Source organism: Paenibacillus sp. FSL H3-0469 (assembly GCF_038051945.1).
Classification (GTDB): Bacteria; Bacillota; Bacilli; order Paenibacillales; family Paenibacillaceae; genus Paenibacillus_AQ.
On the sequence record NZ_CP150302.1, the window covers coordinates 6,233,352 to 6,251,223 of the forward strand.

The 17,872-nt window shown below is 49.1% G+C and carries 11 protein-coding genes; 6 read left to right on the forward strand and 5 right to left on the reverse strand.

Translation table 11 applies throughout. The annotated features are described in order from the left end of the window. The first annotated feature begins 21 nt into the window (after positions 1-21). From NSS83_RS27345 to NSS83_RS27370, 6 genes are all read left to right on the forward strand, one after another. Positions 22-1,629: a response regulator gene (locus NSS83_RS27345; RefSeq protein ID WP_341346898.1), complete on the forward strand. Its 1,608-nt coding sequence runs from the start codon at positions 22-24 to the stop codon at positions 1,627-1,629. Between the two features lie 187 nt (positions 1,630-1,816). Continuing rightward, positions 1,817-3,184: an extracellular solute-binding protein gene (locus NSS83_RS27350; RefSeq protein WP_341346899.1), complete on the forward strand. Its 1,368-nt coding sequence runs from the start codon at positions 1,817-1,819 to the stop codon at positions 3,182-3,184. A gap of 76 nt (positions 3,185-3,260) precedes the next feature. Further along, positions 3,261-4,145, forward strand: a complete 885-nt coding sequence (locus tag NSS83_RS27355) for a sugar ABC transporter permease (RefSeq protein WP_341187531.1) — start codon at positions 3,261-3,263, stop codon at positions 4,143-4,145. A gap of 91 nt (positions 4,146-4,236) precedes the next feature. Continuing rightward, positions 4,237-4,974 carry a carbohydrate ABC transporter permease gene (locus NSS83_RS27360; RefSeq protein WP_256706356.1) on the forward strand — a complete coding sequence of 246 codons (738 nt, stop codon included), beginning with the start codon at positions 4,237-4,239 and terminating at the stop codon, positions 4,972-4,974. Between the two features lie 54 nt (positions 4,975-5,028). Continuing rightward, positions 5,029-10,587, forward strand: coding sequence for a sugar-binding protein (locus tag NSS83_RS27365; RefSeq protein WP_341346900.1), 5,559 nt, complete (start codon positions 5,029-5,031; stop codon positions 10,585-10,587). A 31-nt stretch (positions 10,588-10,618) separates the two neighbouring features. After that, entirely contained in the window at positions 10,619-11,671 is a 1,053-nt protein-coding gene (locus NSS83_RS27370; RefSeq protein WP_341346901.1) for an S-layer homology domain-containing protein, read from the forward strand. A 294-nt stretch (positions 11,672-11,965) separates the two neighbouring features. Here NSS83_RS27370 and NSS83_RS27375 read toward each other — a convergent pair whose 3' ends face one another. The 5 genes from NSS83_RS27375 to NSS83_RS27395 form a co-directional block, all read right to left on the reverse strand. Beyond that, positions 11,966-12,976 (reverse strand): glycoside hydrolase family 130 protein, encoded by a 1,011-nt coding sequence (locus tag NSS83_RS27375; RefSeq protein WP_341346902.1) that lies wholly within the window; start codon positions 12,974-12,976, stop codon positions 11,966-11,968. A gap of 285 nt (positions 12,977-13,261) precedes the next feature. Next, positions 13,262-14,212, reverse strand: coding sequence for a DUF1861 family protein (locus NSS83_RS27380; RefSeq protein ID WP_341346903.1), 951 nt, complete (start codon positions 14,210-14,212; stop codon positions 13,262-13,264). A 33-nt stretch (positions 14,213-14,245) separates the two neighbouring features. Further along, positions 14,246-15,808: an extracellular solute-binding protein gene (locus NSS83_RS27385; RefSeq protein WP_341346904.1), complete on the reverse strand. Its 1,563-nt coding sequence runs from the start codon at positions 15,806-15,808 to the stop codon at positions 14,246-14,248. Positions 15,809-15,866: 58 nt separating this feature from the next. After that, positions 15,867-16,739 carry a carbohydrate ABC transporter permease gene (locus NSS83_RS27390; RefSeq protein WP_341187538.1) on the reverse strand — a complete coding sequence of 291 codons (873 nt, stop codon included), beginning with the start codon at positions 16,737-16,739 and terminating at the stop codon, positions 15,867-15,869. Between the two features lie 24 nt (positions 16,740-16,763). Continuing rightward, positions 16,764-17,699: an ABC transporter permease subunit gene (locus NSS83_RS27395; protein WP_341346905.1), complete on the reverse strand. Its 936-nt coding sequence runs from the start codon at positions 17,697-17,699 to the stop codon at positions 16,764-16,766. Between the last annotated feature and the right edge of the window lie 173 nt (positions 17,700-17,872).

Genomic DNA, 17,872 nt, shown 5'->3' on the forward strand with positions numbered 1-17,872 from the left:
TATAGAATAGGAGGAATGACCATGTACAAAGTGCTTATCGTCGATGATGAATATTACTTCAGGCAAGCCTTGAAGATTTCGCTGCCATGGAGTGAGTTGGGCTTTCAAATTGCGGGGGAAGCCAAAAACGGGGCGGAAGCGCTGGAGCAGATGACCGAGTTAGAGCCTGATGTTGTACTGGTGGATATGAATATGCCGATTATGGATGGATTGGAGTTCATACACAAAGCCAAGGAGCGCGGCCAGACCACTAAATTTCTGGTGTTGTCAGGCCACAGCGAGTTCGTGTATGCCAGACAGGCCGTGCAATTAGGCGTTGTTAATTACGTGCTGAAACCCATTAACGAAGAAGAACTCCAAAGTTCCTTATTAGATATCAAGGAACTTATACGAACGGAGCGTCTGGGCAAGCTTGAATTGGACGATTTAAGAAGGCGGGCGAGCGAAGGCTTGTCTGTCCTGAAGGAGCAAGTGCTGAACGGCTGGCTGCAGGGCAAGGCTATCTCTAGAGCACCTTCCGAACGGGGTCGATTAAATGATTTGGGAATAAAGCTCGAAGGGCTGCATTATCGGGTGATTGTTGTCGACCTGGATTCAAGCGATGAGAGGAATCTTGAGGAGGGTATGCGGATTCGCCAAGCCAAGTTACAAGAAATCGCTCAAAAGGATATGCAAAGTGCCTTTCAGTGTGCCGGCTGTTACGATCATGATGCCCGTCTGGTGCTAATCATAGGAACGTCTGACGGCTCCTTCAATAGGCTGGAAACGATTTGCGAACGTATTCGATTATACGTGCAGGACAATTTGGACTGTACGGTAACGATCGGCTTAGGGAATAGTTACGACAAGTTTGAGTCGGTTTCGGTGTCGTACAAGGAAGCGTTAATCGCCTTGAAGCATCGGTTTGTCTGGGGAGGTAACAAGGTGTTCGCACATTCCCAGGTAGCGGAATCCGGGATAAAGGTTGGGTTATTCTCGGTGGACAAAAGAAGCAGCTTGCTGATGCACATGCGAAGCGGACAACCGGCCGGGACAACAGAATGGCTCTCGACTTTTTTTCATGATACCCGTGTTAAAAGTGCAACTATGGAAATGCTGCTTCTCGCCGGAATCGAAATCGTATCCACCTGCCTGGAATTTTTGTCCGAAGCCTCGCAAACGTTAGAAGATGTCTTCCTAAATACGACACAGCCCGATATGATACAACACGTTCAGCGGATGAAAACCTTCAACGAGCTGGAGGACTGGATACGTGTATTAGTTCTAAAGACCATGGATCATGTGCATAGCCGCAAACCCAATAGAGCCGTCAAAGTCATAGAGGCGGTCAAAACGTATATTTCGGGGCACTATGGCAACGATGAATTACGAATCGAGGATATCGCAAAAAGCGTTCATATGAACTATAACCATCTTTGCTTCGTGTTCAAAAAAGAAACGACCTTCACGATCAATGACTACCTGACCGAAATACGGATGACTAAAGCAAAAGAGCTTTTTGATCAGGGAGAGAAGGTTATTCAAGACGTAGCGAACCGGGTGGGTTATGCGGACGCCAATTATTTCAGTAAATGCTTCAAAAAATATATGGGAATCACGCCTAGCAAATATGTGAATCAAAGCCGGTAGCCTATGCAGACGTTAGAGGGAAAGTGAAAACTTTGCCTTTAGCGTCTGTTTTTTTGCCGTTAATTTTACTGCTGGCCCGAGAATAATCTCTGTACTAAGTGTGGGAAGATTCGTAAAATGATCACAAGATTGATAACGCTTTCAATATCAATCCGATATCCGCTTCGCTAAATAGGGGAGGTAAACAATGAAAAAGAGGTCGAAGGCAGCAGCTATGTTCCTTATGGCAAGTATTCTTCTGGTTTCATCGGCATGCAGCAGTGGGAATGAACCAAGTTCCAGCCAGTCATCCGACAATCCGTCACCCTCGGCAGTAAGCACGGAGGATACCAAGAATACTACGAAGACGGACGGCAAAAAAATCAAGATGAGAGTCATAACGCTTACGACCGACGAGAACCGCAACAACATTATGGACAAATTCATCAAACCGAATATTGCTGCAGCGTTTCCCAATCTTGAAATCGAGTTTGAGCCGGGCGGCGGCGGTGAGGAAATGGCCAACAAATTGAAGACGTTGAATGCTTCCGGGGATATGCCGGACGTATTCTGGAATGATGCCGGCTTCTTTACGCCATTGAAGAGCACAGGCAGCATTCTGGATCTGTCATCTTATATTTCCAAAGACGGTTTCTTGGACAAATATGCGGTGCCTGATGCGTTAAAGCATGTCGATAACGGGATCTACAGCTTGTCTTCCGGAGCGGACACTTATTTCACCCCTGTAATCTTCTATCACAAAGACATGTTCGAGGAAGCAGGGGTTCAAGTGCCAACTACGTTCGACGAGCTGATTCAAATCTCGAAGACGCTCAAGAGCAAAGGGGTGGTACCGGCTGTGACTCCCGGCAAGGACGGGTGGGGACCGAAGCTCTTTATGCTGCAGCAAATGATTCAAATCGGTGATCCGCAGGCGATGGCCGACCTTGTCAGCAACAAAACGGACTTCAACAATCCATCCGTCAAGGAAGGTGCGGCCCGCATCGAAACGCTGGTCAAGGAAGGCGTGTTCCCGGACGGTATTTCCAATTTGGATTACGGTCCGGCGATGGAAATGTTTACGTCCAAAAAGGCGGCTATGTTATGGATGTTTACTTGGGAGCTGCCAAATCTCGCAAAAGACGAAACGGTTGACTTCTTCCCGTTTCCAAGCGCCAGCGATAAATATAGCCCTACAGAGAACGTACAGTTCTGGGGTTCTCCGCTTAACGGTTATGCGGTCAACGGCAAAACGGAGAACCCGGAAGAGGCTGTTAAGCTTGCTGAATTTCTAGCCATGGGGGATGCGTTATACTTTGAATCTCTCGGTGCTCCTATATCTTTACAGACAGGCAACCAGGCAATGGACAGGAGCCCGCTTATGCAGAAGTTCGTTGACTGGTACAATCCGATTCCGAATAAAATCGCGTCATGGGCACTTAATTCGCTAGATTCGAGGACGTCTGCCGAAATGTCTACGCAGGGAGCGAATTTATTAACGGGCGAGTACGCAGCCGAAGATTTTAATGTGGCGATGAACAGGATCTGGAGCGAAAATACGTGGTTTGACAAGTAAACGACGCATTAACTGCTAAATCCCCTTCGGATAGATCCAAGGGGGTTTAGACACAAATTAAATGGTGGAGAGAGCGATGAACAAGTACTTTAGCACGAAAGTATCTATATTTGTGTTTGCTTTCCCTGCATTGCTGCTGTTCACCTTATTCTGCGTATACCCTTTGCTGCCGGAGATCTGGGTGAGCCTGCATAAGCATGACGGGTTTAGAAATTTGGGTTTTGTGGGTTTGGATAATTACAAAGAAGTGATGGCTACCTCATCCTTTTGGACCGCTCATAAGAATACGTATCTCATTGTAGGCATCTCATTATTGCTGGGGCTGCCCTTGTCGATGATGCTTGCGTTTTTTATGGACGCTCAGACACCGAGGTTTCGCCGATTCTTCAAGACGGTGGCGATGTTTCCGGCTATCCTGTCGGTCACGGTTGTTGCCCAGATTTGGGTGGCGTTCTACGAACCGAATTGGGGTTTACTGAACAAGATTCTCGATTCGTTAGGGCTACATTCCTGGACGCATTCGTGGTTAACGGAAAAGAAAACGGTAATGCCCAGCATTGGAGTGACCTTCCTATGGCAATATATTGGACTGAACGCGTTGCTGTTCTATACAGGAATTAAGACCATACCCAAAAGTTACTATGAAGCTGCATTAATCGACGGCGCTAATTATATTCAAGTTTGCTTAAGAATTACGATCCCCTTGCTGCAGAATGTAATCAAATACGTACTTATTCTGTCCACATTAGGCTCAATGGCATTTTATTCGCATGTGCGAGTCATGACGGCAGGAGGTCCGGGAGATCTATCCAGGACGGTCATCTACCAGATGTATTATACGGCGTTTGATACTTCCGAATTTGGCAAAGGTAATGCGATCGCCGTTATTTTTATTCTGGAATGCCTTTTGATCTCCTTTGTCATTCAAAGGTACGTTGCCAGAGAAAAACTGGAGTTTTAAGCTGGGGGGGAGCTTTCTGAAATTATTAAGCCGAGTGTTTTGGGTAGCTATGGGATGCACATTTCTATTTCCCTTGTACTGGATGGTAACGATGTCATTAAAGTCCAAAAGTGAAGCTTACGACAATCCTTTTGGATTACCGTCTTCCTTGGACTGGCTGAACTTCAGCGAAGCGCTGTCCAAATATCATTTTTATACGTATTTCGAGAACAGCGTGATTTATACCACAGGCACAATTGCCATTACGCTGACAACGGGCAGCATGCTTGCTTATTGCCTCAGCCGTATGCAATGGAGATTCAATTCGGCAATGTTGTTTTATGTATCTATGGGTTTAATTGTCCCAATCGAAGTCGTCGTTATTCCGTTATTCCAGTTGGTTAAATGGATGCATATCAAAAATAGTTATTTGGGTCTTATCTTGCCGTATTCCGGCTTCGCCATTGCTTCCTGCGTACTGATGCTGTATGCCTTTTTCCGTTCTTTGCCTAAGGAGCTGGAAGAAGCGTCATGCATAGATGGAGCGAATGTCTATCAAACGTATATCAAAATCATATTTCCAATCGTAATGCCAGCGCTCGTGACGCAATGTGTTCTGATATTCATTCGAATCTGGAACGAATTTCCGCTTGCATTTATTATTGCTTCCAAGGATCAATTCCGGCCGCTTACAGTCGGGTTGCTTGGTTTCTTCATTAATGTGGGAGTTACGGATTGGGGGCCGATCGGCGCGAGTATGCTGCTGTCCAGCCTGCCTATGATCATCGTTTATTTAATAGGCAACGAAAAGATCGAAAATGCGTTAACTGCAGGTGCAATTCTGAAGTGAGAATGTGAAGTGGGAGAAGGGACATCTGATAAGTGATCCAAGAGGGGGATGGAAATGCGAAGAAGAGCATTAATATGGATTCTGACTTTGATCATGGTAATTCCCATGCTGCAATTCTCAGGCCCGGTAGTCTCGGCTGACAGTGCGCCAAGTGTAACGATCTACGTGGCTACAAATGGCAATGATAACACAGGGGATGGAACACAAGGAAAGCCGTATAAAACGCTTGCCAAGGCAAAGGCAGCAGTAAGGACTCTGCCTAAGACCGGCGGTGATATCGTGGTTCAAATTGCGGATGGATACTATCCGCTTGATGAAACGCTGGTTTTTAACAAGGATGATTCCGGAAGTGCAAGCAGCACGATTCGCTATGAGGCGGCGCCGGGTGCGAAGCCGGTAATCAGCGCCGGTGAAATGCTCAAAAAAGGCGTATGGACTGAAGCGGTTGGCCTTACCCAGACTGGCGGCTTAAAGGCGTATAAAACGACCCTTAACCGGAGCGATAAGTTGCGGATGATCTATGTAAACGATAAAGGCGCTACCATGACGCTGAGCCCGCAAATCGTTTCAGCCAACAGAACCGTCACCGGCACCCCTACAGCCAGCTTTACCGCTGCCAATAACCCCTGGGCGTGGCAGAACGGCAGCAATATTCGGGCGGCTATCGTATTCGATGCCAGCGTGGGTCTGAGTACGGCAACGAAAAACCCCCAAAACATCGAAGCCGAAAGTGTCGGCGGTTCTACCGCCAGGTGGTCGCGGCCGTTTGTCACCTTCGCATCAATCGAACAGGCGCCGGCAGAGAGCAACAAGCCCGGCGGTGTTATGCTCCGGTTCCAGATGCCATATGGTGCGATTTCACAGTCTTTGAGTAATAACACGCAATACAATCCAGGTAACAATCAAGTCATCCGCAACGCTTTCGAGTTCTTCAACAAACGCGGAGATTTCTATTTCGACCAGGCGGAAAGCACGCTATATTACATCCCGCTTGCAGGCGAGGATATCAATACCGCCGACGTGGTTATCCCGAAGCTTGAGACGGTCCTCGACATACAAGGAGAGCCTGTTGGAGACCGGTTAAACCCTGTTCAGGGCTCGGATAATGGGCGTGTCAAAAATATAACCTTCAACGGGCTGAAGTTTGCCCATACCGACTACAAACTGTATGAACTGACGGGCACTTATACTCTTAGCGACGGAACCGGTCCGGTAACAACCCGTTCCCGCGGTTATGCGTCCGTTCAGGGCTCTATCGTGAACACAGCTTACTTCCCCGGCAGCATAAACTGGCATGAGACCTTCTACCGGGGCTATGATATACCGCCGGCAGCGGTCATGATCAACGGGGCGAGGAATATCAAGGTGCTGAACGGTGAGATCGGACTTACCGGATTTAATGGTATCCATGTCGAGAACGATGTCAAGGATATCGAAGTCACGGGCAACTATATCGTAGATACGCTCGCTTCCGGCGTTGTAATCGGACATCCACAGCATATCTATGAGAACGATGAGCCGATTAAGCATGAGTCTAGTGTGTCAATCTCTGGTACGCCAATAAGGAACTGGGCCGGTGTTAATAAGGAAAAATTCAAGGTTGGTACTGAAGCTGTGCCGGAAAATATTTATATCACAAATAACTTTTTGTACAGAAACTGCTATGGATTCCCGGGCGCCAACTCCCTAACCTCTTTCTACACTACGAATATGCAGGTACTGCACAACTTCCTGTATGATTCTACTTACGGCGCGATGAGCATTGGCTGGGGCTGGGACGAATACGATGGTTTCGGCTTTACCGCCCAAGGCACCAACAAGACTGGCGGCCCTTATCAGGGTACACATGAAACGAGCATCGCAAGATCTCCAGTAATCTCTACGACCTCCAGGAATAACAAAATAAACTATAACAGGGTAGAGGAAATTTGCACGGTAGTTAACGACTCCGGGGCGATCTACTCCTTGGGACGACAGGGTGATCCGGGTAATTTGCCGGGCGGAGGGACATGGGACACGATCAACAATCTGACGAATAACCCTGTCACCGACAAGACTAGTAACTGGCATTCTGACAACTGGACGAATTTCACCGAGATGAATTACAACTTCCTTAACCCGAATCCAACGGACAAACCCACGACCTCTAACAACTGGACAAACGGATTTCATCCCGACGAAGGCAGCACGTTCATCAAGATGATAGGCAATGTCGTGCAGTCAAAGCTCTCACATGCCGCCGGACAGAGCCGTCTTTTTGAATTTAACAACTGGAAGCGTAAAAGCGACATGATTGCCATCGACGGATACGTGGACGGGAATAACAACCAGAATGGCGCCCCCAGGACTACTTACGACAATTACAAAAGCGAAGCCCGCATTTGGCCCGTTGCAGGCAACGAAATCGTTCTGAATTCGGGTCTTACCAACGAATACACACATATGATCCCAAGAAGCCTCATTGCCGATACCGAGTTTGAACTGGCTTCCAATGTCATCATGGGTGCAAGCGGTGAAAAGCTGAGCCGCAGAGGTCTGCTTAAGGCGGAAGACACGGTTTGGCTGGCACCCGCGAACACAACTGTCTTTAAAGAAGGCGCTACGATGACAAAAGCTGCCGGCAATGAAAAAACAATCAACACTCCATCTGCCGCAGGAGAATACAAACTATTTATATTATATGGAGACAAGAGAGAAACAGCCACTTCCAAGTATACGGTATACGTTGACGCGAGCGAGCCGGCAACCAATGTGGTGGATGGGAAAAGCTACGAAGTTTCAGCCATAAGGCCGCTTAAACTAACTTTGAGTGATGAATACACCTTCACGCTTAACGGCAAGCCCGTGGCGGATGGGTACGAAATCCGTACCGAAGGAAACTGGACCCTGGTAGGCAGCACTTCGAAGCCTGAAATAACCATCAACTTTACCACCACAGTATCGGTGGCCAACAAGCTGCTCCCGGCTGATGTGTCCGTAGCCCCCGGCGGGACCGTCAGATTTGCCTACGATTTGGACGACGCGGCCCAAAAGATATGGATTTCTTCGTCGAGCGGCGGACATTTTGATGGAGGCGATGATGAAACCGTAGCCTCCGGCGACGCGCTCGGAATGACCGCGCCCATGGTGCCCGGTCCGTACATTATTTTTGTACTGGCGAAAGACGGCGAAGTTCGAAGCCAGTCGCACGCTCGTGTTGTGGTGAGAGATGTAACGCCTGCCGATATTCCCAGAAATGGTCTTGATTTATGGCTCAAGGGCGATGAGGGCGTGGAAATGGATAGCAGCGGCAACGTGACGGGGTGGACAAATATGGGGAACATCCCGGCGAAGCTTGTCCCGGCAAACGTCCCTGGAAGCGGCGGCGATAATCTTGGAACACCTGACGGGAACCCCAAGCTAAAGAAAGATGTTTACGACTATGTAGAATTCGCCGCGAACTCGAAGCCGTTAAAGGCTGCTGGCTTTAAAGACTATAACGGCAGTACACAGATGACAATATATACACTGGTTAGACCAACGACAATAGCCAATAACTCCAGCGACCAAAATGGTCTTGTTTATTTCGGATTGAACGAGGCTTACCAAACGTGGGCCGCCAACGACGGTTGGAGCGGTATTAGTCTCGGGATAGGAACAAACCGGGTTAACGTCCGCTTTGGTAATGCGGATGGCAGTGTATCGGGTGGCGGTCAACAATTTACAACAACAGCCACTGATGATCTGGTCAGTGTCCGGGCGCAGCTAAACGGAACCAATAGAGCAGTTTATGTTAATAACAACGTCATCGGCACTCCCGGAACCAACGCTAAGGCCCTTTTGGGGAACAGACCGGATCTGAGCGTAGGTTACACGATGGCGGCTGCAACCCCCCACCGCTTCATGGGCAGAGTCTTGCAGATTCTCATCTACGACAGGGTGCTGTCCGCTGATGAAATCACGAAAGTAGAAACGTATTTTAACGAGGTTAAAGCCGGCCGCGGCGGGTCCGCGAACCCCGTGGTTCCAAAGGTTGACACAACCTTGCTGACCGCCTTGATCGAGGCCGCGGGTAACAAGGAAAAAACGATGTATACAAGTGATTCATGGGACGTTTTTGCAGGCGCATTACGTGAGGCCAAAGCTGCTGCCGCCAATGAGGAGATCTCGCAGACAGCAGCGGATCATTCATATTACGCGCTGCGTGACGCAATCAAAGGGCTTCAACTGTTATCTGGCGGAGTTGCAACCGCTGTATACGGGACGCCTGTTCTCGGCGGCTCCGAGCTCGACCCGCTCTGGAATAAGACCGTCACGCTGCCGATCCTTAAGCATCTGACAATGGTGAACGGTCCGGCGGATGGTTCCGCTAAAGTGCTATGGGACGATTCTAACCTGTATGTTCTGGTGCGTGTAAAAGACCCTGTGCTGAACAGCAGCAGCAGCGACGCGCATGAGAAGGATTCGGTCGAGATCTTTGTGGATGAGACCAACAGTAAACAAACCTCGTACGGACCGGGTATGGGACAATACCGTACTAACTATCTTAATGAGAAAAGCTTTAATCCGGGCAGTGTCAGTGCGGGTTTTGAGTCTTTTGCCAAAGTAGTGGATGGCGGTTATTACATTGAAACTAAGATTCCCTTTAAAGCTGGTGCGCCTGCGGCTGATCATGTAATCGGATTTGATGTGCAGATCAATGACGCAAAAGCAACGGGTGGCCGTCAGGACATTATCATGTGGCACGATGTGTCCGGACAGTCCTATAATAACGGTTCACAATGGGGTGAGGTTAGACTTGTGAAAGAGATCAGCAGTCAAGAAGGCAGCGCTTTGCTGACCGGACCGGGAACCGTTGAAGGCGGCAACAATTTTGATGTTGAATTCAGCTTGGCGCATGCTGGAACAGATGTCAAAGCGCTAGATATTACGATTAATTATGATGCGGATAAGCTGGAATTCATATCAATGGAATCGCTTCAGCAGGATTTCAAACTAGTTGGTGAAGTGAATGAAGCCGGCAAGCTTAGAACCATCGGGACTACTATTGGAAATACAGATATGACCAAGGGATTGATTAAGCTTAAGTTCAGAGCGGTTGCAGCGGATAATCCGCAGAGCGCTTCCATTCGCGTCACTCAGTTAACGGTTGCGAATGGCGCAGGCCAAGAATCAGATTGGGCGGGTGCAACGCACACAGTCCGAATTAATAACATGGATAAGTCGGGCTTGCTGCTTCTGATTGCGGAAGCGCAAAGTACGCATGATGCAGCCGTTGAAGGCGTATCTCCTGGCCAGTATCCATTAGGCTCGAAAGCAACTCTACAGGCAGCTATTGATAGCGCTCAAGTGGTGGCTTCGGCTCAGGAAGTAAGCCAGGCAGATATTGAACAGGCGACATTGAAGCTGCACGCAGCTCTGCAAAGCTTCAAGGGTTCAATGATTAAATCCATCGAAGGAGATTACAATAACGACAGCAGAGTAAGTGTGGGGGACCTTGCAATTATTGCATCCGCTTATGGTAAAAATAATCAAGATCCAAATTGGAATAAGTACAGTGCGTTGGATTTGAATGGCGACGGGATGATTGACATCGTGGATATCTCCATTCTGGCCCGTAAAATTCTGAATTAATTACATGTGGGAATAAGGAGATATCGAAAGGATGGGAATTCGCTTGAAATATCGGGTGAAATATCGGGTTGGAATGATGCTTCTAGCTGCTTGGTTCACACTTTCCCTGCTGCCGGTGTACGCAATGGCCAAGGACGCCTCCTTTAGCTTAGCGGTCTCCAATTCTACGTCCATTAAGGGAAATCAAGTTGTCGTGACGGTGACGGGATCGGATCTTACCGATGTCTATGGCTTCGAAATCAATTTGAAGTACGATGCAAACCTTCTATTGTACAAAAAAAGTGAAAGCTTGCTGCCAGGGTTCTCCGTCCCGCTTACTCCTGCAGATGGTCTTGTCGTGTTCGCGCATACGAAGGTTGGCAAAGTCGCCGGTCTATCGGGAAAAGCCGAGCTCGCAGCCATTACGTTTGAAGTCATTGGAAAGAATGCGGAGAAGCCGAGAGTAGAATTAACACGTGTGAAGCTTGTGAAAAGCGATCTTACGGATACGGTTGTCAAGCCGGGAACGAAAGCAGACATCGCGGTGCAAGCAGCGGGAAATACCGTAGCATTCAAGGATATTGCTAATCATTGGGCCAAAGAAGGGATAGAACGCGCTGTCAGTATGGGGTTTGTGAACGGCTTCGGGGACGGGACGTTCCGTCCGGATGTGAGGATCACACGCGCAGAGTTCGTGGTTATGACCGCGAGGGCGTTTGATTTCGAAGCGAAAGGCGCGATGCCGCTAAATTTCAGGGATGTAGATACAATCCCGGTCTGGGCAAGGGATTACATCGCGGAAGCGGAGCAGACTGGCCTGATTAAAGGCTACGCCGATGGCAGCTTCCGTCCGAACCAATGGATTAGCAGGTCCGAAATGGCTGTCTTGATCATGAGGCTGTATGACGGCGGGCTTCATTCGAACGAAATGGTCTCATTTGCCGATAAACAGCATATTAAGCCATGGGCGCTGCCGTCCGTCGCTGCCGCGGTAGATTTGGGAATCATTAAGGGCAAGAATGGTCATCGTTTTGCTCCCAATGATCCTGCTACCCGGGCTGAAGCGCTGATTATGCTGCTTCGTCTGATGGATGCAGAAAAGTGATACCCGATATCCGTTTTCTTAAATGTGCTTCCTTCTATAAGTGAAGCGTTGAGAGTAAAGGGTCTGTCATTTGACAGACTCTTTTGTTGTCAGGCTGCCCAGAGCTCTTGCTTGTTTTTAAAGTGTTTATAAAGCGCGGCATGGGTGATACTTAATTCATCCGCTATGCCGGAGCCAAGTATGATCACAAAGCAAAGAGAAAAAGATTCCCACGAAATCAACGAACTGAATTTCGTCTAAAAACGCACAAAAGAAACGGGTATCATCCTCATTCAAGGATGATACCCGCTTCTGTTACTGCCCCAAACAAAGCCTGATCAAATCATCAACATGGGCCGTAGCCAAACATTCTACGGTGTCAGCGGCGCCGTAATAGATTTTCACTTCGCCGTCGTCCTCCAGGATCATGCCGCCGGGAAAGATGACATCATTGCGGAAGCCGCCATCTGTTTCGTAGGGGGCTTCAGGGGCGAGCAGCGGTGATGCGCTCATCCCGAGGATTTTCTTCGGATTATGGAGATCAAGCAGCATAATGCCTGCTGTATACCGCTTCTTCCAGGACGGCTCCCAGCCGTTCTTGCCTCTGGCGGGATCAAGATCCACCGCATGGAAGGTGGTCAGCCAGCCCTTGTCTGTCTTCACCGGCGGTGCTGCCGGGCCGATCTTGTCATTGGCGAACGGAACCTGCTCCACCGCCAGCAACAGTTCGGAACGGCCCCAGTAGATCAGATCCGGCGACTCCGCGATCCAAGTGTCGAACCGGTCCAAGCCTCCGCGGCTGTATACGGTGAACGGCCGTTCCAGCCGCACATAGTTGCCGTTGATTTTCTCCGGGAACAGCACCATATTCCGCAGGTCCGGCGTAGACAGGCTCAATATTTCAAAGGATTCGAAGTCATCCGTGACTGCGATTCCGCCCCGGATCCCATGCCGTGTATCTACAGCGAAGCACATGTAGCAGCGGCCATCGATCACTGTCAGACGCGGATCATATCCGCGCACGAACTCTTCATCGTTTAGCTTGAACAGCGGCTTGGGCCCCGCCGTCCAGTGAATCCCGTCTTCACTGAAAGCGATACCGAGATCCGTTGTGTGAGACGGCTCAAGGGTCTGCTTCTCAAGGGAGCCGTAGTCATTGCGGAATACCATCACATACCGGCCGCCGAACTTCACCACTCCCGCGTTGAACACAAGTGCAGTGGGGTAAGGGACCCGGGCTGCATCCAGCACTGGGTTAGCCGGGTGACGGCGGATGAGCGGGCTAGATGCCAAAGCTCCTATAATGGGTGTATTGTTATCATTCATCGTTGAATATCCTCCTTGGATGTTGAACTGTGTCTAGATAAATTGAACTAATTTTTTTATGTTTTGGAATTAGCCGTGACTCCAGAGAAGTTTTGGACTTCCAGCCGCTGTTGTCTACAGATTTCATGATTTTATGCCGTTTTTAACGGTTGAAATCCGTAGACTGCTGATGCTTACGATGCGAGCTTTCCTGCGGAAAGCTTTCAGGCGGTCGCTATCGCTCTTCCAGTTCCAAAATTCCCCTCCGCCACTTTTCCTTTAGCTTAAATTTTTAGTTCAATCTATTTAAACAATGCTTCCGTAAGGCGCAAACGGATAGTCAATCGTAATGCGTCCGGCCTGGCAGTCGCCAACCCCGCTGTACAGATCAGCCTTGCCGTCCTCACGCATCACGATCCCCGCAGAGAAGACGCAGTCCGTCAAGTAGGGTGCCTTGGCGGGTCCAGGAGGGTAGCAGGAACGGCTTCCGATCAGATGCAGGTCATGGGATTCCCGGGTCACGGGATCGAAGATGAAGGACATATTCATATAGACCTTGATTTCCTGCCCGCTCTCCTCCTGATGCGAATAACAGATATGGCCGATAATCCCGATGTTGCCGCTGCTCAGCAGGTAAGCCTGGTTGACGCCTCCCCATTCGCCTGCTCCGAAGATACCATGAATGTACGGGGCATTCTCAATAACGTCAGCAGTCAAATCCTCCAGCTTGTCAATCACCGTGAAGCCGATCATGGATTCGCTGCCATATTGGCCCTTCACCTCATGGCCCCGCGGACGCGAGAAGACGCCAATTCTGCCATCCGCCAGAGCAACAAGGCGAATATCCTTCATTTTGTTAGGACCGGTAGTAAAGTAATACAAGTCGTGGAGGTCCGTCCCCCGGTAAAAATAACCGAAATACGTGCTGTATTTGCCGCTTTGATATTGCACATGCGTTCCGCCCAGTACGAGCTCATCACCTATTTCGCTGATATACGGGTCCTCCAGCGTATAGATCATGCTGTTCTCCACCAGGGTCCATTCATCCTGGCCTGTTTCCTCGAACAGCCGGACCCAGGAGCGTGCCCATTCTTCCCGGCGTTCTACCCGCCCGAACAAGTAGCGCTTGCCATCCCGTTCAAAAGGAATTGAAATATTATAGACATCGAATCCGTCCACGTTTTTAAATAGCAGGGTTGCGCTGTCATAGATGGTTTTGGTGGCTTCAAATTGTTGTTTTTGCTGATGCAGGCTCACGATTTCTCCGCTCCTTTTATGTTGCAGCTCGTTTTATTGCTGAGAAGCTTGATATTCCTTGAACTGCTTTTGGTATTCGGCAACGACCTTATCCAGACCTGCCTTCTTCATTTTATCCAGCGCTTCGGGGAAGGCCTTGTCGTAGTCCAGCACACCCATATAGATTGGAGTGATGCTGGCTGAAGCCTCCGAGAGAATATTGGTATATTCTGTTCTTACATTCGTCGGGTCAAAAATAAAGTTGGCGGCAATACTGTTGACCGCACTCGGATTAGGCTCGAATAAGACCTTGTTATTCTCAGGAATACTGCTCTCCGGGTCAAAGCGCATAAAGTTCACATTGCCGTTCTGGGAATCAGAGCCTCTGTATCTTGGATTATTATTGTTGTTCGGGTCTCTGATCGGCTTTAGGCCCTTGTCGCCATCTTTGGTGTAGTGCTCACCCTCGATGCCATATTGAACCAGATCGTAGTTGTCCTGGCTGGCCAGCATCCAATCCATAAACTTAACGGCCGCCTCGGGATGCTTGCTGTTCGCCGGTACGGCATTCCCGTTCTTGAAGGAGAGGGGGCGCAAATACTCTTTCTCCGGGTTAAACCATACCACGCCGATATCGTCCACTGTAGCATCCGGATTGTACTTCTGGAGCCCGTTCAGGCTTCCGCCCGTTCCCAGGCGTACGAACCATTCTCCGCTGTCGAGCTGGGCATCTACCTGTTCCTGCTTCATGACCAGGATGTCAGGGTTCGTAATTCCTTTGGTGTACAGCTCGTGCATGAAGGCGGCATCCTTCTTGAATTCGTCTGTTTCAATCCAGGATTTGACCTCTCCGTTCTGGCTGACATAGAAGAACTTATCCTTAACCGTGAACGGGAAGGTGTCATAGGTCCGGTGCAGGATGGAGGTATGCAGATTGATCGGGTCAAAATCAGCCCGGGTGCCTAAGTAAGGCTTGTTCTTCCCCTTCCAGTTCTTCATCACCGTCTCCCAGGCGCTAATCAATTCAGCCGGAGTTGTAGGCTCCTGCAAATTGTTCTCGCGGAGAATGTCGCGGCGGATATTGAACTGGCCTTCACTGGCCATTTCAACCCAGTAGGAGGGGACGATATAATATTTCCCGCCAATGGTGGCTCCACCAAAGATGTCCTCCGGAATATTCTTTTTCAGGTTGGCTCCGTACTTCTCAATCTCCTCTGAGATATCGGCCAGTGCACCCCGGGTATAATAGTTGGAAAAAGGAGTGCGGTCCTGCATGACATGAAACAGATCGAATTCTTCACCGGTGGACAGCATCAGGTTCAGCTTCTGGTCCCAGGCATCCCAGGGGATGAAGATTTTCTCCACGGCAACGCTGACACCGTCTGCAGCCAGCTTCTCGTTGACCTTCTCGAACACCTTCTGGTAGTCTTTCGGCTCGGTGCCGGGAACCACGTATTTGATCTTGACGACCTCAGAGGAATTAGTCTTCTCTGCATTCGGGGATGAAGCATTGCTTTCTCCATTTGCAGCAGGGCTGGCATTATCGGCCTTGCCGCACCCAACCAGGGTGGACAGAGCAAGGACCACAGCTAACAGGGTTGCATAGGATTTTCTCATGAATAATACGGACCTCCTCTTATGTTGTCTTCTATATGTTAACCCCTAAGGGATGACATCAGCCTTTGACTGAACCGATCACGAGCCCTTTCACGAAGTACTTCTGTAAGTAAGGATAGAGGAAGATGATCGGCCCGATGGTTACGATGGCTGTCGCCATCTTGACCGACTCCGAAGGAAGCGTAACGTCGCTTGTTCCGGCCAGCATGGCCATATCGTTCAGCATACTGATCTCCGATTGCATCTGCAGCAGCATGAATTGCAGCGGGTACAAGTCTTTCGTGTCGATCAGCATGATCGCATTCCACCAATTGTTCCAATAATCCAGTCCATAGAAGAGGGCGATGGTCGCCAGTACCGGTTTACATAACGGAAGATAGATCTTAAAGGCAATGACAATATCACTGGCTCCGTCTATAGTTGCGGATTCCCTCAGCGAGTCGGGTATGCCGTTCATGAAATTACGCACCAGGAAGAGGTTGAACGGGCTGAACAGCAGGGACGGAATAATCAGGGCGAGAATATTATCGGTTAAGCCGAGCGCCCGGTTCATCAGATACCAGGGCACAATGCCGGCGGAGAAAATCATGGTGATAAAAAAGTAAAGGGCCAGCAGATTGCGGTACCTCACATTTTTGTTCGCCAGGGTATAGCCTGCCATAGAAGTAATCAGCAGGGCCAACGTGGTACCGACGAGGGTGACAAAGATCGAAATGCCGTAGCTCTGAATGACCTGGGAGCCGCTCGTGAAGATCAGCTTATAGGCATACAGAGAGAATTTCTCCGGAAACAGGCTGTAGCCGTTCTTAAGAATGGCATCCTCATCCGTGATGGAGATCATCAGCACGAGCAGCATCGGAAGCAGGCACAGTGCCGAATAGACCGCAGTAAGCGTGTACATAACCGTTCTGCTGAATGAAATTCTTTTCATGAATACTCCTCCTCCTTCCCGGATTTAATATAATGCACCGTCTTTGAAGTACTTGCGGGTAATGGCATTGGTACCAAAGACAAGGATGAATCCGATCACCGACTGGAATAATCCCACGGCCATGGCTTCGGAAGGGTCGCCGATCTGGCGCAAGGAACGGAATACATACGTATCAATAATATCTGTAGTCGAATACAGGGTGCCGTTGTCCCCGATGAGCGCATAGATCATCCCGAAATCGCCGTACATAATTTTGCCGACCGAGAGCATGGTCAGGATAATAACCGTTGGCATCATTAGCGGAAGTGTTATCCTAAAACACATTTGCAGGCGGTTCGCCCCGTCAATCTCGGCGGCTTCATACAACGTCTCGTCGATGCCGGTAATGGTCGCCAGGTAGATGATCGCACTCATGCCCGCACCCTTCCACACATGCATGATGGTCAGAATCGCCGGCCAGGACTGGGCTTCGGTATACCAGTTCACGGAGGCCATGCCGAATTGGTTCAGGATTCTGTTAATCACGCCCATATCCATGGAGAAAAGCGCATACAGCACATAGCTAATGACGATCCATGAAATGAAATTTGGGAATAACATCAGCGACTGGCTGATCTTCACAAACAGCTTCTTGCGCAGCTCATTCAGCACCAGTGAAATGGCCAGCGCCATCAGTGTACCAAAAATAATAAACAGTAAATTAAGGTAAATGGTATTAAAGGTAACTGTAAGCGCTTTATTGGAACGAAAGAAAAACTCAAAGTTTTTGAAGCCCACCCATTCGCTATGGAAGATTCCCTTTGTATAATTGAAACGCTGGAAAGCAATGACCAGATAAGGATAGGTCATATACCCGAAAATAAATGTGTATGCCATGGCCGGCAAAACCAACAAATAGGATGTGCCGTTTCTGCGGATGTCCGACAGTATGCTGAGCCCTGGGCGCCGTTTTTTCTTCAATTCCTGTTCCCCCTATTTGTTATAAATGACTGTTGCCTTGATTTCAGCTTAGTCATAGCCGCAACGAGTGTCTATTTTAAAACCCGGCAAACGCTTTCAAATAAGGGCACAAGGCTTTCAAAAAAAAGGAATGGCTTTCATTTTCCCCTGATTCAGTACCTTTTCGGCCGGAA